The 20,698-nt window shown below is 57.2% G+C and carries 20 protein-coding genes; 9 read left to right on the top strand and 11 right to left on the bottom strand.

Translation table 11 applies throughout. The features are described from left to right. The first annotated feature begins 47 nt into the window (after window positions 1-47). From L3069_RS00460 to L3069_RS00440, 5 genes are read left to right on the top strand one after another with little or no spacing between them, the layout of a single operon-like run. Window positions 48-632, top strand: a complete 585-nt coding sequence (locus L3069_RS00460) for a fimbrial protein (RefSeq protein ID WP_038415008.1) — start codon at window positions 48-50, stop codon at window positions 630-632. A 53-nt stretch (window positions 633-685) separates the two neighbouring features. After that, on the top strand, window positions 686-1,363 hold the full coding sequence (locus L3069_RS00455; protein ID WP_022646602.1) for a molecular chaperone: 678 nt from the start codon (window positions 686-688) through the stop codon (window positions 1,361-1,363). A 23-nt stretch (window positions 1,364-1,386) separates the two neighbouring features. Continuing rightward, the gene (locus L3069_RS00450) at window positions 1,387-3,912 is read left to right on the top strand and encodes a fimbria/pilus outer membrane usher protein (RefSeq protein ID WP_038415007.1); all 2,526 of its coding nucleotides are present in this window, start codon (window positions 1,387-1,389) and stop codon (window positions 3,910-3,912) included. Next, on the top strand, window positions 3,903-4,421 hold the full coding sequence (locus tag L3069_RS00445) for a fimbrial protein (protein WP_038415006.1): 519 nt from the start codon (window positions 3,903-3,905) through the stop codon (window positions 4,419-4,421). The genes L3069_RS00450 and L3069_RS00445 overlap by 10 nt, the downstream gene beginning before the upstream one ends. Continuing rightward, window positions 4,421-5,428, top strand: coding sequence for a fimbrial protein (locus L3069_RS00440; RefSeq protein WP_038415005.1), 1,008 nt, complete (start codon window positions 4,421-4,423; stop codon window positions 5,426-5,428). The genes L3069_RS00445 and L3069_RS00440 overlap by 1 nt, the downstream gene beginning before the upstream one ends. A gap of 1 nt (window position 5,429) precedes the next feature. Here L3069_RS00440 and L3069_RS00435 read toward each other — a convergent pair whose 3' ends face one another. Continuing rightward, on the bottom strand, window positions 5,430-5,954 hold the full coding sequence (locus tag L3069_RS00435) for a lipocalin family protein (RefSeq protein ID WP_023305169.1): 525 nt from the start codon (window positions 5,952-5,954) through the stop codon (window positions 5,430-5,432). Between the two features lie 117 nt (window positions 5,955-6,071). Between L3069_RS00435 and L3069_RS00430 the strand changes: the two genes are divergently transcribed. From L3069_RS00430 to L3069_RS00415, 4 genes are all read left to right on the top strand, one after another. Further along, window positions 6,072-6,797: a MerR family transcriptional regulator gene (locus L3069_RS00430; protein WP_022646597.1), complete on the top strand. Its 726-nt coding sequence runs from the start codon at window positions 6,072-6,074 to the stop codon at window positions 6,795-6,797. A 99-nt stretch (window positions 6,798-6,896) separates the two neighbouring features. Then, window positions 6,897-7,307, top strand: coding sequence for a hydroxyisourate hydrolase (gene uraH, locus L3069_RS00425; RefSeq protein WP_017383647.1), 411 nt, complete (start codon window positions 6,897-6,899; stop codon window positions 7,305-7,307). 102 nt (window positions 7,308-7,409) lie between these two features. Continuing rightward, window positions 7,410-8,369, top strand: coding sequence for a DUF523 and DUF1722 domain-containing protein (locus tag L3069_RS00420; RefSeq protein ID WP_022650125.1), 960 nt, complete (start codon window positions 7,410-7,412; stop codon window positions 8,367-8,369). Between the two features lie 145 nt (window positions 8,370-8,514). After that, window positions 8,515-9,603 carry an AAA family ATPase gene (locus L3069_RS00415; RefSeq protein ID WP_236901898.1) on the top strand — a complete coding sequence of 363 codons (1,089 nt, stop codon included), beginning with the start codon at window positions 8,515-8,517 and terminating at the stop codon, window positions 9,601-9,603. 28 nt (window positions 9,604-9,631) lie between these two features. Here the strand turns inward: L3069_RS00415 and L3069_RS00410 are convergent, their stop codons facing one another. The 10 genes from L3069_RS00410 to L3069_RS00365 all read right to left on the bottom strand — a co-directional run bounded on the left by L3069_RS00410 (window position 9,632) and on the right by L3069_RS00365 (window position 20,627). Further along, a complete protein-coding gene (locus L3069_RS00410) occupies window positions 9,632-10,585 on the bottom strand; it encodes a GlxA family transcriptional regulator (RefSeq protein ID WP_038415004.1) in 954 nt (317 codons plus the stop codon). Between the two features lie 25 nt (window positions 10,586-10,610). Further along, on the bottom strand, window positions 10,611-11,390 hold the full coding sequence (locus L3069_RS00405; protein WP_038415003.1) for an MBL fold metallo-hydrolase: 780 nt from the start codon (window positions 11,388-11,390) through the stop codon (window positions 10,611-10,613). Window positions 11,391-11,479: 89 nt separating this feature from the next. Beyond that, window positions 11,480-12,730 carry an HlyD family secretion protein gene (locus tag L3069_RS00400; RefSeq protein ID WP_023298992.1) on the bottom strand — a complete coding sequence of 417 codons (1,251 nt, stop codon included), beginning with the start codon at window positions 12,728-12,730 and terminating at the stop codon, window positions 11,480-11,482. A gap of 6 nt (window positions 12,731-12,736) precedes the next feature. Beyond that, window positions 12,737-13,486 (bottom strand): hypothetical protein, encoded by a 750-nt coding sequence (locus L3069_RS00395; RefSeq protein WP_038415002.1) that lies wholly within the window; start codon window positions 13,484-13,486, stop codon window positions 12,737-12,739. After that, the gene (locus L3069_RS00390; RefSeq protein ID WP_032626638.1) at window positions 13,483-15,579 is read right to left on the bottom strand and encodes a peptidase domain-containing ABC transporter; all 2,097 of its coding nucleotides are present in this window, start codon (window positions 15,577-15,579) and stop codon (window positions 13,483-13,485) included. Before L3069_RS00390 ends, L3069_RS00395 begins: the two co-directional genes overlap by 4 nt. Window positions 15,580-15,646: 67 nt before the next feature. Beyond that, window positions 15,647-15,832, bottom strand: a complete 186-nt coding sequence (locus tag L3069_RS00385) for a hypothetical protein (RefSeq protein WP_001196016.1) — start codon at window positions 15,830-15,832, stop codon at window positions 15,647-15,649. Between the two features lie 23 nt (window positions 15,833-15,855). Then, the gene (locus L3069_RS00380; protein WP_022646586.1) at window positions 15,856-16,050 is read right to left on the bottom strand and encodes a hypothetical protein; all 195 of its coding nucleotides are present in this window, start codon (window positions 16,048-16,050) and stop codon (window positions 15,856-15,858) included. 73 nt (window positions 16,051-16,123) lie between these two features. Then, a complete protein-coding gene (locus L3069_RS00375) occupies window positions 16,124-16,777 on the bottom strand; it encodes a hypothetical protein (RefSeq protein ID WP_006812468.1) in 654 nt (217 codons plus the stop codon). 6 nt (window positions 16,778-16,783) lie between these two features. Further along, window positions 16,784-18,382, bottom strand: a complete 1,599-nt coding sequence (locus tag L3069_RS00370; RefSeq protein ID WP_023305163.1) for a hypothetical protein — start codon at window positions 18,380-18,382, stop codon at window positions 16,784-16,786. Next, the gene (locus tag L3069_RS00365) at window positions 18,360-20,627 is read right to left on the bottom strand and encodes a CS1-pili formation C-terminal domain-containing protein (RefSeq protein WP_232926239.1); all 2,268 of its coding nucleotides are present in this window, start codon (window positions 20,625-20,627) and stop codon (window positions 18,360-18,362) included. Before L3069_RS00365 ends, L3069_RS00370 begins: the two co-directional genes overlap by 23 nt. Window positions 20,628-20,698 lie beyond the last annotated feature (71 nt).

The raw sequence follows: 20,698 nt of genomic DNA, 5'->3' as shown, positions 1-20,698 counted from the left end.
CCGCTTTCAGAGCAAATCTCGTAATAAAAAAACCAAGGAACCATGAAATGAAAGCACGCCTTACTTGCCATTCTCTGCTGGCATTAAGCATTGCCGCCCTGCTGCCAGCGGGCTCAGCACTGGCCACCACCACCAGCGGCGGCACGGTTAACTTTAGCGGTAAAGTGGTGACCTCCGCCTGTGCCATCAGCGCCGGTAGCGCGAATATCGACGTCGACATGGGTGAAGTGCGTACCGCCACGCTGGCTGCCGCAGGCAGTGAAGCCAGTACCGCAAAAGCCTTCTCCATCACGCTGGAAGATTGCGAAATCGCCGATACCTCCGCGTCCACGGAAGATAACCCCATTGCCGCAACGACTGTGGCTATCACCTTCACCGGTACGCCGGACAGTGCCGATGTGAATAGCCTGGCTGCGGGAGTAAACGGCGGCGCGGGCTCGGCGCAGCATGTCGCTATCCGTCTTTATGATGAACAGGGCAACGTCGTCAGGCTGGGTGAGCCGGCAGCAGCGATCCCCCTGCGTGCGGGGGCGAACACCCTGAACTTCAGCGCGAAATATTACTCCCCGCTGGGCAACGCCACGGCGGGTGATGCCAGCGCGGTCGCAACCTACACCGTGACCTATTCGTAATCTTCAGGCCCGGTCTGCTGGCCGGGTCTGACTCAGCTTTCAGGAGACGCACAATGCGCGTAAACACATGGATTTGTCTGGCTGGCACGTTATGTTCATCCGCCGTGTATGCAGGCGGCGTGGGGTTGGGTGCAACGCGGCTGGTCTACGCAGGCGCGACGACGCAGACGATGATGCAGGTAAGAAATACCCACCCTGATGCCACGTTCCTGATCCAGTCATGGATGGAAGACGAGAAAGGGAGCCGTACCAACGACTTCGTCATCACGCCGCCGCTGTACGTCATGAAGCCCGCCAGCGAAAGCGCGGTGAAAATCATGTTCAGCGGCAACGCACTGCCAGCCGATCGCGAAACGCTGTACTGGATGACGGTCAAAGCTATCCCACAGCAGGTTAAAAACGGTTCCGGCAATTCGCTGCAATTCGCCTCTGCCAACCGCATCAAGGTCTTTTATCGCCCTGAGTCGCTTCGGGAAGGCGCAGGAGAGGCATGGAAAAACCTTGCAGGCGCCTACCGCGCGGGCAAGGTCACGCTGACCAACCCAACGCCGTATTACCTCACCACCATTAACCTGAAAATTGATGGCAGGCCGGTGTCGCCCGTCATGGTGCCGCCGAAAGCCAGCGTGACGCTGGCAGACACCTTCAGCCATGCGAGCAGCATGAGCTACCAGACGATTAACGATTATGGGGCCTGGACGCCCGTTACCCGCACGTCATTGTCCCAATAATAAAAACAGTAAGGCGTGACCACATGAAAATTAAAATCCTGTGCGCCACGGCGATCGCCCTGGTGATTCGGCAAGCCGTGGCTGCCGAAAGCGAGCTGCACTTTAATCCTGCGTTTCTTAACGGCGAACAGGCAAACAGCGCCGACCTCGCCTGGGTCAACGCCGGGAGCGCGTTGCCGCCGGGCGAGTACAATCTTAACGTGTATATCAACACCCAGTTCGCGTTCACAGGTAACGTCACGTTTCGCGTCGCTGAAAACACCGCCGGTGAAGCCCTGCCGTGCCTTACACCTGCGCAATTCGCCGCACTTGGCATCGACAGCCGTCAGGCGAAAGGGGGTGAGCTGTCGCCTGCGCAGCGCTGCATTTTTTTAACCCAGTCATTCGCCGATACCCGGTTTGATTTTGACCAGAGGACGCTTACCCTCAACTTCACCGTACCGCAAAGCGCGATGCGCGCTCTGCCGCGCGGGTACGTCAGCCCGGAGAGCTGGGAATCCGGCATCCCTGCCGCGTGGCTGAACTATGTGGTCAATGGCGCGAATAATGACTACCGGGGCGAGACGCGCACGCGGGAACAACAGCTGTTTGTGAGCCTGAACAGCGGCGCCAACCTGGGCGCATGGCGGCTGCGTGATTTCACCACGTGGACCAAAGAGAGTAACGAGCTCACCCACGTCCAGACCTGGCTACAGCGGGATATCCGCGCCCTGCGTGCCCAAGTTTATGCCGGTGAAACGTTCACCTCATCGCAGGTGTTTGACGCCGTTGGCCTGCGTGGGATTGCCCTGAAGACCGATGACAATATGTTGCCCGCCAGCCTGAGCGGTTACGCGCCTGAAGTGCGCGGCATTGCGCGCAGCAATGCCACGGTGACGGTTCGCCAGAACGGTAACGTTATCTATCAAACCTCGGTTCCGCCGGGGGCGTTTGTGCTGAAAGATCTCTATCCGACCTCTTCCGGCGGCGATCTCGCGGTCACCATTCAGGAGAGCGACGGCAGCCAGACGCAATACACCCTGCCCTTTGCCAGCGTGCCGAATCTGGTGCGTAACGGTCAGGTCAAATATGCTCTGGGGGCCGGGAAATACCGCCCTGCGGGCAATCAGATTTCGCCCTCCTTCGCGCAGGGCGAGCTGTTCCTGGGCTGGCGATACGGTCTCACGTTTTATGGCGGGGCGCAGTTTTCCGATCGCTACAACGGCCTGGCCTTAGGTATAGGGCAGAATCTCGGCCGCTTTGGCGCCTACTCCCTCGACCTCACCCATGCCCGCAGCCAGCTGGCTGATAATCAGCACTACACCGGGGATTCGGTGCGCCTGCGGTACAGCAAGCTGCTGAACGATATCGGTACGCGGGTCAATTTCTTCTCGCTGCGTTACTCAACGGCAGGGTTTTATACCCTCAGCGATACCACTTACAAAGGCATGGCGGGCGGAGCGCCAGAACAGACCGTAGAAGACGATGGCACCGTCACCACCCGCTACGACACGGTTTACAACCTGCATATGTCGCGTAAGGCAAAAAATCAGCTGCTGTTGTCGCAGCCGATGGGCGAATACGGCGCGCTGTCGCTGTCCTGGGATCAACAAACCTACTGGAATACGTCAAAAACCACACAAAGTTTGCAGTTCGCGTGGAACGCAACGTTTCGTAATCTGTCGCTTGGCATCAGCGCCCAGCGTAGCTCTAGCCTGTACGACAACAAGAAAGACAATATCCTTGCGTTGTCCCTGTCGGTGCCGCTGGGTAACCCGGCGCTGTCGACCCGCCTCCGTTTTACCGCTACCCATGCGGATCCCACTGGCACCACCGCCAGTACCGGTGTCAGTGGTTATCTGCCGGGACAGGAGAATCTTTTCTATAGCGTCAACCAGCGCTACAGCGCGCAGCAGCACTACGGCGGCGATGCCGCGCTGCAATACGAGGGCGCGTGGGGAGACTATAACCTGGGCTACAGCTACGCCAGTAACTCCCGCAACCTCAGCTACGGGATGAGCGGCGGTGCGGTGCTGCATGAGGATGGCCTGACGCTGAGCCAGCCGCTCGGGAACACCAATATCCTGGTGAAAGCCCCGGGCGCCAGCCATGTCGCCGTGCTCAACCACAAGGGCATCAAAACCGACAGCCGGGGCTATGCGGTGATCCCGTACGCCACGCCGTATCGCGTTAATCAGGTTGCGCTGGATGTCACCACCGTGGGCAATGACGTGGAGCTTGAGAACGCCATCGCCAATAAAGTCCCCACCGACGGGGCACTGGTTCGCGCCACCCTCACCACGCGTCAGGGGGCAAAAGCGATGTTTATCGTGCGTCACGCTAAAGACGTGCTCCCCTTCGGCACGCTGGTCTCGTCAGAGGATGACAACGCCAGCGGTATTGTCGGCGATGGCGGCAGCGTGTATCTGACCGGCCTGTCAGCGAAGGGAACATTGCATGCCGTATGGGGACGCGACAGCGCCCAGCGCTGCACGATCCGCTATGCGTTGAACCCGAAAAATTATCAGGCCCGCACCGGGCTGTATTCCCAGGAGGTCATATGTCAGTAACCGTCCGGTTTCTCCCCCTGATCCTGCTGATGTTCATCACCGTCCCCGTACGCGGCTATGACGTGCTGGTTTCCGTGACCGGCAACGTGATCGGCAATACCTGTATTGTCTCGGAAGATTCGAAGGAGCAAAACGTGCCGCTGGGCACCCTCGGCGTGAAGCAATTTAGCGAGGCGGGGGCAGTCAGCAATATCAAAACGCCCTTCACGCTCACCCTTGAAGCGTGCGGCCCTACCTTTGCTGGCGTGAAAATCCGCTTCAGCGGTACGCCGGATGACGAGAACCCGCAGCTTCTGAAAGTCGCTGACGGCGGCGCGACCGGCGTGGCGGTGCAGATTCTGGATAAAGACAGCGTACTTATCCCGCTGGACACCCAAACCACTGCTTACGGCGCGGCGGGGGATGACAGCGTAAAAATGACCTTCTATGCGCGACTGGCCGCCACGGGTGCGCCGGTCAATGCCGGAGACGTTTCGGCAGTGGCGACCTGGACGACGGAGTATCAATAATGCGTTTACTGTTTTTAGGCCTGTTTTTCATGACGTCTCAGGCACTTGCCCTCTCCTGGACATCGGATATCACACTTTCACCCACGCCCATGTCCTGGTCCGGCCCGGCAGATTCCATCGTGCCCGGAAAGACGATCGGCTCTGAATGGAGCGCCACTGCGAGCGTCTCGGAAGTGTTCTGGTGCGGCCTGGTATTTACCTGCTCCAAAGGGACGCTGGAGCCGAGCAGCAGCGTAACGGCCACCGGCATCACGGTTATTCTTGATGGCGCCAGTTACATGGTATTTGAAACGGGCGTGCCCGGCATCGGCTTCATTCTTGGGCTTAAAGATTATAACGGCACCACCTATGTCCCGATGCAGACGGGCATTACGCAGAGTTATCCGGCCGACGGGACTAACGGTTACGCCTCCACACTGGGCTGGTCGGCAAAAGTGACGTTTATCAAGACCGGCGTTCCGCTGAAATCCGGCGTATACCAGACCCCCACCATTAATGCGGCGATCCTGACGGCCTATAACAACGAAGTGAAAACCGCACAGGTGATCATCAACCCGACCACCATCACGGTGACGGCAAGCGGCTGCACGGTAGGCACGAAAAGCGCCAACGTCGACCTGGGCACCATTGATGTTCACACGCTACCCAGCGTAGGCAGTACCTCGCCATCGGAGGCGTTTAACGTCAGCCTGACCTGCGATGAGAACGTGGCGGTTAACGCAGTAATGACCGATCAGACCACGCCGTCAAATACCTCGTCGGTCGTGACGCTGACCGGGGACTCCACGGCCTCCGGCATTGGCGTGCAGTTTTTCTATAACGGTACCGGGCCGCTGATGATGGGGCCAGACAGCTCTGCCGCAGGCACGACGGGACAGTTTTTCATCCAGACCACCAGCGCAGCACAAACGCTGTCGCTGCCGTTCCAGGCGCAGTACATCCGAACCGGAGAGCTGGTCCCCGGCTCGGCTAACGCCCTGGCGAGCATTACGTTTTCGTATCAGTAGGTCAGTGTTTAACCCACACCAGCTGATCGACCCGGAAGCCCAGATCGCGTGCGGTGTTCAGGTAGTCCTGTTTTACCGCATCCGGAATGGTCGGGGTGCGCGATAAAATCCACAGGTAGTCGCGGTTCGGGCCGCTGACCAGCGCGTACTGGTACTTATCGTCCAGCTTGATCACGTTATAGCCGCCGTAGAACGGGCCGAAGAACGATACCTTCAGCGCAGCCGTAGTCGGTTCGCCGGTAAAGTACGCCTTTCCTTCGCTCTCATTCCACTTGTTCTTCACCGGATCATAGCCACGATTCAGTACGCTGATACCGCCATCGCTGCGCTTGCCGTACGTCGCGGTCACCTGTTCCAGACCGCGCTCGAAGCGATTTTCCAGTCGGGCGACTTCATACCATTTGCCGAGATAGCGGCTGGCATCAAAGCCGGTAATGGGCTGCACGCCTTTCGGCGGCGTGGGAGATTTACAGGCAACCAGCGTCAGCGCAATGGCGACACCGGTAACGACAGGCCATAGCCTCATGAGAACTCCTTTCAATTACGCGGTTGGACGTTAAGTGTAGCGCACCCGTGCGGCGCTTCATCCCGTCGGGGAATATTCGTAGTATATTGAGACTACTCCTTCTCTTCGGATGCAGACATGGCTTACTCCATCGGCGAATTCGCCAGACTCAGCGGCATCACCGCCACCACGCTGCGGGCGTGGCAGCGACGCTATGGATTACTCAAACCCGAGCGTACGGACGGCGGTCACCGCCTGTACAGCGATGAGGACGTTCAGCAGGCGCTGAAAATCCTCGACTGGGTTAAAAAAGGCGTACCCATCGGCCAGGTAAAATCACTGCTGGAACGCCCTGTGCCGCGCCGCGCCAATAACTGGCAAACCCTGCAACAGGCCATGCTGCAAAAGTTGCAGGAGGGGAAAATTGAATCCCTGCGTCAGATGATTTACGACGCCGGACGCGAATACCCAAGGCCAGAGCTGGTCACTAACGTGCTGCGTCCGTTGCGCAGCCAGATATCGGCTAACGTCGCCGCCGCTATGACGCTGCGTGAGATCCTCGACGGCATCCTCATCGCCTATACCTCGTTTTGCCTTGAGGGCGATAAAAAAGCGCCGGGCGATAACATCCTCATCAGCGGCTGGCATCTGAACGACCCGTGTGAGATCTGGCTTGAAGCCCTGACGCGCACCGGCCAGGGCCACCGCATCGACATACTGCCGGTTCCCCCTGCCGCGCTGGCCCCGGAAATTTTCCCGGATCGCAAATGGCTGCTGGTTACCAGCGGTAAACTTACCGCCGCGCGGAAAAAGCAGGTTGCGCAGTGGCAGCAGCAGGTTTCCCTTGAGGTAATTATCCTCTGATTATTTTCTGCTGTGGCAAACTTCACGAAAAGTTGAATATTTTTTCGCGCAGCGAGTGCTAACGTTTTCCTGTCACCGACAACTCAACAGGAAAACACGATGAAAAAGACACTCCCTCTGATGATGCTGGCTACAATGGCTTTCGCCCCTGCCGCATTCAGCGCCCCGGCAGGCACCCTGAGCGTCCACGTTCTGGACCAGCAAACCGGTATGCCGCCAGCGGATGTGGCCGTCACGCTGGAAAAGCAGGAGCAGGACAAGTGGACCCCGATTGCCAGCGGTAAAACCGACCACGACGGGCGCATCAAATCGCTCTATCCGCAGGATCAGGATATGGCGCCAGGCGTGTATAAAGTGACCTTCAAAACCGCAGATTACTTCCACGGCAAAAAGCTGGACTCCTTCTTCCCGGAAGTGCCGGTGCTGTTCACCGTCACCCGCACCAATGAAAAACTGCACATCCCGCTTCTGCTCAGCCAGTACGGTTACTCAACCTACAAGGGCAGCTGATTGCCCTTGATTTTAAAGACGATTAAAAAATAATCCCGTCAATACTTGGACAAATACGCATTGTTGTGTAACTTTTAGATATGAGATCGGGAGGTGCACATCATGACAACAAAACCTGTGCTGGGTATTAGCGGATGTTTGACCGGTTCCGCCGTTCGCTTTGACGGCGGACATAAGCGTATGGGCTTTGTGATGGATGAGCTGGCGCAGTGGGTCGCTTTCCGCCCGGTATGCCCTGAAATGGCTATCGGCCTGCCCACGCCTCGTCCGGCGCTGCGCCTGGTGATGACCACTGGCGGCGAGACAGAAATGCGGTTCAGCAAAGCGCCGCACGATGACGTCACGCAGAAGATGGCCGCATTTACGGCAGATTATCTGCCGAAAATCGGCGATCTGTCAGGGTTTATCGTCTGTGCAAAATCCCCTAGCTGCGGCATGGAGCGCGTGCGGCTGTACGACGAAAACGGCAACCGGGGCCGCAAGGAGGGTGTCGGGCTGTTCACCGCCGCCCTCCTTGAAACTTTCCCCTGGCTGCCCGTCGAAGAAGACGGCCGCCTGCACGATCCGGTACTGCGGGAAAACTTTGTTGAGCGCGTTTTTGCTCTCCACGAACTGAACGTAATGCGTAAAAATGGCCTGACGCGCCGTGCCCTGCTGGACTTTCACAGCCGCTATAAGCTTCAGCTTCTGGCGCACCATCAGGCAGGCTACCGTGAAATTGGTCCGTTTGTGGCATCACTGCATGAGTGGGACGATCTGGACGCGTTTTTCGTGGCTTATCGCGACAAACTGATGACCATCCTGAAAAAACCTGCTTCGCGGAAGAATCACACTAACGTGCTGATGCACATTCAGGGCTATTTCCGTAACCAGCTGAACAGCCGCCAGCGTGGAGAACTGCGTGATGTGATCCTGCATTACCGGGACGGGCTGCTGCCGATCCTCGCGCCGCTGACGCTGCTTAAGCATTATCTGGCTGAATACCCTGACCGGTATCTGATGACGCAAAACTACTTTGATCCCTATCCTGATGATTTGGGTCTGCGTCTGGCCGTTACCTGATAAGAAAGAAGCGAAGGCCCATTGACCCACAGAGGCCCAAAGCTGTACCCCGTTTAGACGACACCCTCACTGTCGTCTTTTTTTTGCGCTCAGCGTAAAATACTGTAATTCTGTACAGGTTAAGCATGCACAGCGGAGTACCCCGATGATCAAAAATCTGCATATTCAGAACTACCGCTCAATTCGCGATATGTCGCTTGAGCTGGAACAGCTCAACATCGTATTCGGCCCCAACGGCACCGGAAAATCCAATATTTATAAAGCGATTTACCTGATGCACAGCGCGGCGCAGGGGCAATTCTCCCAGGCGCTGGCAAACGAGGGGGGGATTTTGAAAGTGTTCTGGGCGGGCAAAACCCGCAGCGACCAGCTGCGGCGCATGAACCTGGCGGTGGAAACGGAAACCTATGAATATGAGCTTCAGGTCGGGTTCGTGGAAAAGCTGCCCTATCCCTCACAGTTTCAGCTCGATCCGGTGATCAAAGAGGAAGCTATCTGGCTGAGCGGCCAGCACCGTCGTCCGTCGTCACAGCTGATGAAGCGTAAGAATCAGGCGGTTTTCCTGAACAACGTGCATCACGAAAAAGTGACCCACAGCGGTACGCTGTATGAGAACGAGTCGGTGTTCGGGCAGCTCGGCGAACCGCACCTCTATCCCGAAGTGTCGCAGATGCGCGAGTCCCTGCGTAACTGGCGCTTTTATCATGAGTTTTCCGTCTCATCCGGCTCGGCGATCCGTGCGCCGCAGGTGGGTTTTCGTTCCCCGGTGCTGGCCAGCGACGGTGCGAACCTGGCCGCCGCGTTTCAGACCATTGTCGAAATTGGCGACGAGCTGCTGCTGATGCGCATTCTCGACCAGGCCTTCCCCGGCTGCGTGTTTTACAGCGACAACACCGGCGGGCGCTTCCGCATGATGATGCAGCGCGAGGGGCTGAGCAGGCCGCTGGAACCGGCAGAGTTCTCCGACGGCACGCTGCGTTTTTTGTGCCTGGCTGTGGCGCTGCTAAGCCCGCGCCCTCCCGCATTTATCGCCCTCAACGAACCGGAAAACAGCCTGCATCCGCAGATGCTGCCCGCTCTGGCAAGCCTCATTGCCGAGGCCAGCCGCTACTCGCAGATCTGGCTCACCAGCCACTCGCCGGAGCTGGCGCAGTTGATTGAGAAGCACCGATCGTTTTCGCTGTATCAGCTGTCGATGATGGAGGGGGAGACGCGGAGGGAGCGGCTGGGGTAATAGCCAGGTGGCGCTATGCTTACCTGGCCTACAGGCGAGAACGAAACGTCTTACGCCACTCCGCCGGACTGACGCCAAAGCGCGCCTTAAACTGCTGCCGATACGTCACCGCTGATAAAAACCCCACCTGCTCAGCGACGCTTTCGATTGGCAGACTGCCGGACTCCAGCAGGATCTGGCTGCGCCGCAGGCGCTCGGCGGTAAGCCAGTCGGCAACGCTCATGCCCGTCGCCTTGATAAAATGGCGGGTCAGCGTGCGTCGGCTCATCGACACCACGTCCGCCAGCGAATCCAGGTTATGCGGCTCGGAAATGTGCTGCTGAAGGTAGTCTATGAGACAGTTAATCCGCCCGTCGCGGGTATCTTTCGGCACAGGCTGCGCAATAAACTGCGCCTGCCCACCCTCGCGGTGCGGCGGGACGATCATCCGGCGGGCAATCTGATTGGCGACGACGCTGCCAAAGCGCTGGCGGATGATATACAAACAGCAGTCGAGCGCGGCGGCGGTACCTGCCGAGGTGATCACATTGCCGTCGTCCACGTAGAGCGCGTTGATGTCCAGTCGAACGTCCGGAAACAGCGTCTGAAACTGGTGTTCAAACTCCCAGTGGGTGGCGGCCCGTTTGCCGCTGAGTATGCCGGCATAGCCCAGCACAAACGATCCCAGACACAGCCCAACAATTTCCGCCCCGTTGTCTCTGGCCTTAACCAGGCCGTCGAGCAGCGTCTGAGGCGGGCGCTCCAGTACGTGCTGCCAGTAGGGTACAACCACAATTTCAGCCGATGCGATCGCGGAAAAATCCTGCGTCGCATGCAGGGCAAAACCGTCTTTCGAGGTCAGGAATCCCGGTTTTTCAGCGCAGATCGTGACGTTAAAGCGCTTTTCCCCGGATACCGTATCGCCAAACAGAATGCAGGGGACGGAGTAGTGGAACGGGCTAAACCCGTCCACCGCGACAATAGCAACGTTAACAAGCGGCATCTGTCTCTCCTTTCCCCTTTAACACTCAGAATATAACGGTTTCGCCGTCCTGAGGAATGCTCACCGCGTCACTTATCTCGTTGGCGTCAACATACTCGCGCAGCGCGCGGCGGGTCAGCAGGCAGTGGTTGATAGCTTCCATATGGGTCGCCACGATTTTCGCCTGCGGCAGCAGGAAATGCACGTTAAGCAGATCTTCTTCCCCCATGATAATTGGCCCAAACCCGATGACGTGGGCGTAACCAGCGTTGAGCACGACAACGTCCGGTTGATGCTTTTGTAGATCGGCCGCAACCGCGTCGCGCCAGATGGTATCCCCTGCGATATAAAGCGTCTTCTCATCGGGATGACGGAAGACCACGCCGCAGGCTTCACCCAGACGCTCTGCCAGCTCCGGCACGGCGTAAGCGCGGTCAGTGCCGTGCTGGCCGCCATAAGTTTTCGCAATCCGGATATCGCCGAACGTCGTTTCGTCGGTCATGACCGTCAGGTTTTGAAAGCCCTGTCCGCGTAGCAGCGCGGCATCGCTATCATTTTGCACGTAGATCGGCTTGTCTTTGGCGATCAGCTCAACGGCATACTGATCCCAGTGATCGTCATGGGTATGGGTGACGATCACCGCATCGGTGTCCAGCAGCGTTTGAACGTCAACGGGAAGCTCGACCATCGGGTTGCGAATATCGGCCCGCGCGGTGCCGGGAAAACCCGGATAAGCACCTTTTGGCGCCAGCATTGGGTCGATTAAAAAGCGTTTTCCCGCGTAAGTGATCAGCTGGGTGGCATTGCGAATTTGCGTAATGTTCATGGGCTATCCTCCGGTTGGTATGAGAAGGAGAATAGCCCCAGGGTGCCGTTAAGAATGTGGGCTAAAGGGCGATGATCGATGAAATCGGGTCAATCGATAAACCGCTTGCGCACCCTTTCCAGCGGCGCAATCAGCAGATTGATAAGCGGTTTACGATCGATAACGATATCGGCGTTCACCGTCATCCCGCCCATCAGCATGCGTTTTTTCTTGTCCGGGTCGGTAAACCAGGAGGGGACGCGCACTTTAGCCAGGTAGTAGTTCTGCCCTTCCTGGAGCGGGATCAGCGCCGAATGGGCATCAATGTTTACCTCATAGAAATCGGACAGCGTCGCCTCCACGGAACCGTATTTGTCCACGGGCCAGGAGTCGAAGCGCAGCTTAACCTTATCGCCTTTCGCCACGCGCCCCACCCCCGTTGCCGGAACATACAGGTACCCCTCCATCGTCGCCGCGGTATTTTTACGGATCACCACCACCACCTCGCTGTTTTGCGTAATGGCCCGGCCTGGCGGGAAGTTAATCGCCACCACGTAGCCATCTGAAGGGGCCAGCATCGCCATGGTGGAACTCCCCCGGCTGGACAGGTTGCGATCAATTTCGCTGATGCGGTTTTTCACGTACAGCTGCTCTTCGCTCAGCGAATCAATTTGCGACTGGGTGCTGTCGGTCAGGCTGGTTTTGCGCGCCTCAAGCTCAAGAATAGTGCTCTCCTCCAGCGTCAGGTTGAGCTGGGCGTTGAGCACATCGTTATGGCTTTTATCGAGATCCACTTTGGAGACATAGCCCTTCCCGGAGACGGATTTCCACGCCTCGTAGGTGTCGGTGCTGTTTTTTAACAGCGCGCGCAGCTTCTTCACCTTATCGCGGGAAACGGCGATCTGCTTGTCAGTGAGAGCCAGCTGCTGCGCCAGATTTTTGCGATACGACGCAATCGAGTCCTCAATGGCCTGGATGCGCTGCTCGCTGCGCTTTTTCTCCGCTTCCATCTGCTGGCGGTCAAACTGCACCACCGAGCCCTGCTTGCCGCCATAGTCCTGCGACACGGTGAACAGCGGATCGTTTTCCTTCACGTACTGGCCGGGCCGGACGGCAAAATCAACAAGGGTTCCGGACTCTCTGGCGCGCACCTCCACATCGCCCTGCGCCGGGATCAGCACCCCGCGTGCCAGCGTGGTTTCCGAAAAGTTGAAAGCAATCGCAAAGACCAGCAGGCAGAGAAAAAAGGCGATGAACAGCGTCAGCACGGTTTTCAGCCGCGGCGCGTTGATTTGATAGCTTTTTGAGAAGTGGTGCGGGATTAGCGCCCGACGCTGTCGGCTTCGGTTTTTTAATTTCACGATATGTCATCCATGATAAATCACTGAAAGATCGTCCCATCCACTCCAGAGCGTGGGGGTTTTGCGCAGCGCGTTCAGCGTGTCGGCGGCGGCCAGACGGTAATCCTCTGGCGCATACGCCTGGCTCTCCAGCCCAAACTCTGCCGCGTGCAGCGAACAGACCGGCAGCAGCGTTCGGACGCTGTAGCCATAACGGGATAAAAACCGCGTGGAGACGTCCGTTAACCACGCCTTGCGATCGCCTGCCTGAATTGGGAACAGCGGCGCATCCGGCAGGCGTTCATCCATCAGCAGCACCGTCACCAGGCGCTGAGGGGCGAAAAACGAGCCGGCGCGCCGTCCGTCGTGTGTGGCCATCAGCTTGTGCAGCGCAGGGTGACGGGTAATAAACTGAAAGCGCACATCATCTGGCGCGGTGGCGAGCAACGCATCCATAATCAGGCCAAAGCCCGCCCAGCGCATGCCCAGAAGCAGGGTGCGAGGCGAACTGTAAAACCCCTGATCCTGCGTCCACTGCGCCACGTACGCATGCAGATCGAAGCGAACGTTGCGCGCCCACAGCGCGGGCGGGAAAATCTGTTCCACGAAGTTAAACCCGCTCAGCTCATGGGCGTTCTGATGCAGAAAATCAGCCGGCACATCGGCCTCCGGGCAGGGCATAAACTGGCTGTAGTTTTGCGCAATCCGGTTTGCCATTAAGGTGCGTCCGGCCTGGCGCGCGCAGAGTCGGGCATAGAGACGCGGCAGAAACATCATTGCTCACTCTCCCGCAGGGTTCCGTTTTCCATGGTATAGAGACGCCCCTGACAGCCCACCACGTCCGGCGAGTGGGTGACAAACACCAGCCCAATCCCCAGGCTACGCAGGTTCGCCAGCACCTTTTGCGCGGTGGTCTTATCCAGGTTCGCCGTCACTTCGTCGCAGAGCAGTAGCTTAGGCTGGCTGTACAGGGCGCGCGCCAGGACCAGACGCTGCATCTCCCCGGCCGAAAAAAAGGTGTTCCCCGGCAGCATCTCCGTTTCGTAACCGTGCGGCAGACGGGCGACGACGTGGTCCACTTCCGCCAGCCGACACGCGGCGATGACCTGCTCTTTATCCGGCGCGCTGTCAAAGCAGGCGATGTTGTCCAGAATCGAGCCGGTGAAGAGAATATCGTCTGCATGGACAATGCGGATGTGCTGGCGCAGCGAGGAAAGATCGCACTCTTCAATGGGGATCTTATTGATCCGCAGCGTGCCAGACGATGACAGCAACATGCCGGAGATCAGACGCAGCAGCGTGGTTTTTCCCGACCCGCTCTGGCCCACAATCACCGCCTCTTCGCCCTGCTTCAGGGTCATGTTGATATGCTGTAGCGTGGCCTCCCGGCCTGGATAAGCAAATGAGACATCCTCAAATTGCAGACAGACCGGCGAGGTGACAATCCGCTTCCCAAACTGGCTGGTTTCAGAGGGGGCAAACAGCAGGTCGCCCACGCGATCCAGCGGCCCCTTAAGGGCATTTTTGTCCAGCAGCTTCTGCGCCACCTGCACCATGGCATCGGAAAAATAGCGCTTATAGCTGATATAGGCGTACAGCATCCCGATACTCATCTGCCCTTCCAGGATCAGCCACGCGCCAAAGCAGACCACCAGCAGCTGCTCGGCATTGATCACCAGCAGCGAAGCCACGTCAAAGCGGGCCAGCAGCCGCTCTTTACGCATCAGCCCGGCGATGTGTTCGCGCTGGGATTTGTCCATCACCGCATCCCGGGCCTGCTCCATATTGTTCGCCTTGAGCGTAATGATCCCTTTCTGTGTCTCTACCAGCAGAGATTCATACTGGGCGGTACGCTCGATGGAGTCATCCACCGCGCGTTGATAGGGGCCGATCAGCGAAAAGCGGATCAGGAAAAACACGCCCATCAGCAGCATCGTCAGCAGCGCAATTTTGACGTTATACAGCAGCATAAACAGCAGGCTGGTGACGGCGATCAGGCTGGAAAAGAGAATTTGCACGTAACCATTGCTGATGAACTCCGCGCAGGCGTGGAGCGATTTTTCAATAGCCAGCACGATGCCCGGCGGGCGCGAGCGGAACCAGCTGGTCTGGGTGCGCAGCATGTAGTGGCGCACGGACTGGCTTAAATCGTCATAGGCAATGTTACGCATCAGGATCTCAAGCAGCTGCTTGAGGAATTTACCGATGACTTCAAAGATAAAGACGATAGCGAAGATCGCGGTGAGCAGGATCACCAGATCGCTGTCGCTGCGGGAAATGGCCTCATCCATAATCAGCTGCACGTAGGTGGGGCTCGCCAGCATGGTGATGAGAGTAAAAATACAGAGCACAAACAGCAGCAGCTGGCGCTGGAACAGGCTCGGAGATTTATTGGCTAACCGGCCAAGCGTGAGCTTTTCATCCGGGGATTTCTTTTCGAAACACGGCGTGGGCTTAAGCTCAAGCACATAGCCGGAAAACAGTTTTTCCGCCTCTTTCAGGCGGTAACGACGCACGCCGCTGGCCGGGTCGTGAACGGTCACGCTGCGGCTGTCGATCTTCACGATGACCACGAAATGGTTGCCGCGCCAGAAGGCGATGAGCGGCAGCTCAGACGTTTCTATTTCAGTGATTTCGCCTTTAAGCACCCGGCCAGACATATTTTTATCGCTGGCAAGGGTCAACAATTCCGCCATTGAGGTTCCCGCATCGGCGGAAACGGAAATCTCCCGGCGCAGCTGGCTGACGGAGACATGGTGGTCATAGTGCCCCAACACCATCGCCAGGCAGGCCAGTCCACATTCGGTAAATTCATGCTGGCGAATAACAGGGGTCTTTCCCTGTTTTTTATACTGAAAGAGCGAAAACATAATGATCCGTGGCTGAAATAAAAAAATGGCCCGGCAATGCGGGCCATGCGTACAACGTGCTTCTCGCTTAGGCGCTGAAGAAACCGCCGATGAAGCCGCCCACCAGGCCGAATACGCCACCGATGGTGCCGCCCAGCGCGCCTAACATCTGGCTGCCCGCGTTATAGCCCGCGCTTGCGCCCTGAATAGCGGCAGCAAACGGATCCCAACCACCGATGATGGCCTGTGCTTTTTTGAAATCGATAACTTGCATGATACTTTTCCTGTAAACGTGAATTAGTTGTAGCTACCAACCAGCGCGCCCAGGAAGCCCATTGCGCCACCCAGAACTCCGCCAACCACACCGCCAACCATGCCCATGATGCTGGCGCCAGTGTCGTAACCCAGCTGTGCACCTTTAACCAGACCAGCGAACGGGTTTAACGCGCCGCCAATAATGTCTTTCGCTTCTACGAATGAAATCGCTTTCATTTTTATCTCCTGTAGTGATGGATCTTTAGCATGATGCTAAAGGCTAATTTCCTTTTATGAAGGAAAGCGGTTGCTACGGGCAGGTGGTCAGCGGAATGATTTTATTGCCATAAATAATCATTCGCCTTGCAGCCTGCCCGGCATTATCTATTTCCAGCCGTTGCCCCGGAGGAATATATTTTGAATTATTGTATTGCGTACTGCACCCGACCGAGGAAACATATTTAAAATAGGTATTCCCAGTATTACTCACTACCCCGTTGCTAAACGCATAATCAAAATGTCGTGTCCATGGACGGACAATCAAAATAGCCTCAAGCGAGACCACCACATCCGACTGGATGCGCTGGCCTTTGCGCGTGATGACCTTTGCCTGGAGCGGCGTCTCGGTGAATTTTACGCGATAGTATCGCTCTTTGTTGTCATGCGGGCCGGTATAGTAAAATTTAAAACCCGCGCGCTCACCGCTCCCCAGCGTTAATTGCTTAGGCGAATACATGACTTCGCCGTCTTTTATTTCGGTTTCTTTTCCCTTCTCTTTAGGAACGTCTACCTGAATAAGCGAAACGGTATAATTCTGACGTTCGCTGGTATCGTTTTTTATCGGCTGAAAAACAACTTCTCTTTCGGGAAGAAAATCAATATTCAGACTTTCGATAATTAAAGCATTTGCCCCTGTGGAAATGAAGCAATTTATTGCAAAAATAGCCAGGAATTTTCCAGTCATGATTGATTAATTCCAGGATGCGCTAACATCTATTCTTCCCTGCGCGGTCACTTCGCCAAACCAGCTATTTCCGTCATAGGTGGTCTTCGATACCGGATTATCCATAACGAACTGGAGGATCAGCGGTGTTTTCCAGAGCCACATATCGGTCACGCCGGAACTCATTTTGTCCCACTCTTCCGCATGGGTGGCTGGCGCCGGGATAGACAGTACCTCGCCTTTACAGTTATGCGCCATGCGCGTCTGGCTTTTCCCCACCAGCACGTTGCCCGGAATGGGAACCGTAAAGCCGTTGCCGCTGAAGGCGCAGTAGTCCACCCCATTCAGGCTTTGAGTAGGCCCGGTGACTTTTACCGTGACCGCAATCGCCGCATCTTTTTGCGCCCCGCTGTAGGTGATGGTGTAGGGGATCTCAATGGGCGTTTCGCCGATGGCGCCTTTCCCGGAGCCGCCCAGACCGTCAGGATCGAGGGCGTAATCCGGGTTGTCGGGCGTAATCTCCAGCCCCGGCTGAATAGGGTTAATCACCAGGCCGCCCCCCGGCTGGAAGCAGAAATCCGCCGCCAGCGAGCTGTTGCCGGGCGTCAGGCACAGGCTGACGATATTGCCAATGCTGCTGCCGTCCCCCGCCTGCGCCACGCTCAGAATTAACGCTTTCGGCAAAAATATTTTAAGGTACGCTTTGCCGCCGTTTTTCTGCGGCGCCGCGAGGAAGGTGTTTGCCAGGACACGCGTATCACTCAGGATACCGCCGGAGATACTGTACCAGGTGTTTTCATCGAAGGTCAGCTCGGCGGCAAGCCCGGTGCCGCCGTTCATGTGCGATTGCAGCACGCTGTTGACGCGGGAAGAGGTGAGCGCCAGCCCCCCGTTGTAACCGGAGATATCTTCCCCAACAAACGTGTATTCAAGCAGGTCGCACAGCACGCCAGAGACCGTGTTGCGGGTGTATTTGGTGCAGGTTGCCCCCGTTGATCCATCAACAATCGTCACCTCGCCGCTGATCGGGTCAATCCCCAGGTTGAGCGCCCTGGCGTTGGTCATGGTCAGCGTGCCCACCTTGTGAAGCGTATTGGTGGTGGTCACTTTGTTGATGGAGCTGATTTGCGGCGTGGAGGTGATGGTCACTTCATCCCCTGGCGCGGCGTTGAGCAGATAGTTAAAGAACGGATCGCCCAGGACCCAGCGCCCGTATGACGTGCCGGGCTCCATCACCGGCGGCTTGACCACCATCGACGTATCGGTATAGCGGGTCGTCGGGGTGTACCCCGTGTTGCCGCAGGACGAGGAACACGCCGTCCCTTTAAAGAACGGAGAGGCGCTGGAGCCGGTCACCGAAAAGTCGATGGTCAGCGCGCTGCCTGCCGGACCGCTGTAGCTGTTGTCCGGGATGTAAGTGGCGATACCGTTATTCGTTTTCGCGCTCAGCGTCGGCCACTCACGCGAACCGTGTAAAAACGCGGTCGAGGTGCTGTTCAGACTAAACAGCCCCGCGCTGTTTCCCGTACCGTTATTGTCCGGATTATTAATGGCGAAATAGGGCAGCTCCTGCGCATGGGCCACCGCGCTCATCAGCAGCAAATTAAGAGCGAATATCTTTTTCATCGTCACGTTCCTGCGTTCCTTTTGCTTCCTGCCAGACGAAATCGCCTTTGTCGCAGGAGATGTCCCCGAGCCACAGCGCACCGCGGTTAGACTCAATGTCCAGGCGCACTTCGCAGACGCTGTCGTCCGGCGTGGCGATACTCAGGACAGGGTTGTTCTTATCAACGTCGATTACGAAGCGTCCGTCGTTCTCCGTCCGGGTCAGCCCAACGTGGTTTTTGATCTGCGTGGCGCCAATCGGATTGCCGTTTGCATCCACAAGGCGGCCAAACAGGGTGACGATTTTCTTCACCTGCGGCTTCATCACCACGGTATTGCCCGGATAAACCGTGATATGGCGACGCGCATTCGCGCCAATCTCATAGCTTTCCGTACCGGTTTCACTGTTCATCACTTCCAGGTCATAAGCCTGGTATGCCGGCAGCGACAGCCAGGTTTTATCCCCTTTGATGCGTTCTGCCCGGCCGTTAAGCTTCAGGGTCAGCGCTTCATCAGATTTGAGACCGGTACTGACAATCACCCCTGCGCTTTCGGTGCCTTTCCCGGCGGCGATGGCCTCTTTGGACCAGCCCACGCTGCCGTCACTGGTCAGCGTGGAGTTCCATCCTTTACTCATGCCGCTCTGGACGCTGAGGATGTTGCTGTTCCACGGCGTGTCGAAGTTCACGCTGCCGCCGCCGCTTACGCTGCGATCCTGGCGGCTGTTAAAGGCTTTCGAGACGTTGGCGGTGGCCGATTTCAGGTAATCGCCTTCAAACTGGCGGCTGGCGCTGACGTTCAGCGCCGTGCCGGTATCGCGATTGTGGGAAACGCCAACCGACACGGTATTTCCGAGCGGTATGGCGAAATCGAGCATCACGTAGCGATCTTTCTCTTCGTAATACCCGTCGTATTTGTTGCGCGACATCCCCACCCGCAGGCGCGCTGTACCGTAGCGACCGGCGTATAACCCCTGGGAGTAGTCCAGCTGATAGCGTTTATAGCGATAGAGGTCGTCCTCCTGACGCATCAGACTCAGGTTGCCCGCTGAGGGCAGGCCGAACGACGGCAGGCTAAAGGAGGCGCCCCAGGTGTTGCCCTTGCTCTCATAGATATCGAGGAACTTGCCGCTGGAGAGCTGTTCATGGGAGTACCAGACCGAACCGATCTGCCACGGCAGGCTGAGATTCGCGCCGTAGTTGGCGCGGTACGTTCCGTCGGAGGCGGCCATGGTCTGGGTATTCACCGAGAAATAGCCCGTCAGGTTCAGGGAGGCCCACAGCTCGCTGACGATGTGTTCCCGCATCATGTAGGTGGAGGCGTTCCAGTCGACCATCCCGCTGCGCTTGCTGAACGAGGCCCCCACCAGCGACATGGTGTCTTTATGTTTGGTGTCGTAATCGTAGTAGTAGGTGTTGTCCTGCTCGTTTTTGTGTTTCGCGTATTTTTTATAATTGACGACGGATTTATCGCGGCTATACATCCCGCCCCACATCTGCCAGCGCAGTGTTTCCGACACGTTGCTGGAGAACGGCTTATTCACGGTGTACATGCTACGCGACACGGTGCGGCTTCCGCTCACCACCTCAACTTCGATGCTGTAGATCCCGTAGGGCAGGCTGCTGGTGTCAATTTCATGGTTGCCGACGTCAAAGCGCTGAATCCCGATAAGCTGCCCGTCACGACGAATACGGGCCTCGCCCGCCGTGGGGAAATAGACCACCACAGGCGTCAGAGAGAGCGTGTTATCGCGCTTACGGGAGTTGGCCTGGTTGCCCATGGAAACGCCGTAGACTTCACCGCCGGAAATCCCGCTGACGCTCGCCAGAGACTGCATCGCCCAGCCGTTCAGCATGCCCGCGGCGTAGCGCATCCCCTGATAGTCGCGCTCCCACATAACCGCGTTCATCTGGGTATCGCTGCTGCTCTCGTTGACGTAGCCAGAGCCGTCGATCAGCACATGATCAACGCCCATTGAGATCCAGTTTCTTGCGTTCAGATAGCCCGACGACCAGCTATCACCGTAGCCGCTCTCGGTGTGATACGCCCCGAGGTTGTAGGAGAACGTGCCGCTCAGGTCGTCAGACTCCGGCGCATCAATGTCCACCTCACGCGGGCGAATATTCACCCCGTAGTCGCTCTGCGACAGATTCAGCAACAGGCGCATTTTTTTCTGATCCAGCTCGAACGCGGACCCCGTACTTACCGGAATGCGCATCTGGTCATCAAACTGCTTGTCGTTAATGCTTTGCAATAACGTTCTCATCTCTTTTGACAGACGAATGCCGTTATCAGACTCCTGGACCTGAAGTGGTTTACTGAATTTGGCCACCTGAA

This window comes from Enterobacter cloacae complex sp. ECL411 (genome assembly GCF_021869665.1).
Taxonomy (GTDB): domain Bacteria; phylum Pseudomonadota; class Gammaproteobacteria; order Enterobacterales; family Enterobacteriaceae; genus Enterobacter; species Enterobacter intestinihominis.
The sequence above is the reverse complement of the archived record's forward strand: the minus strand, read 5'-3'. Positions and strand labels throughout refer to the sequence as shown.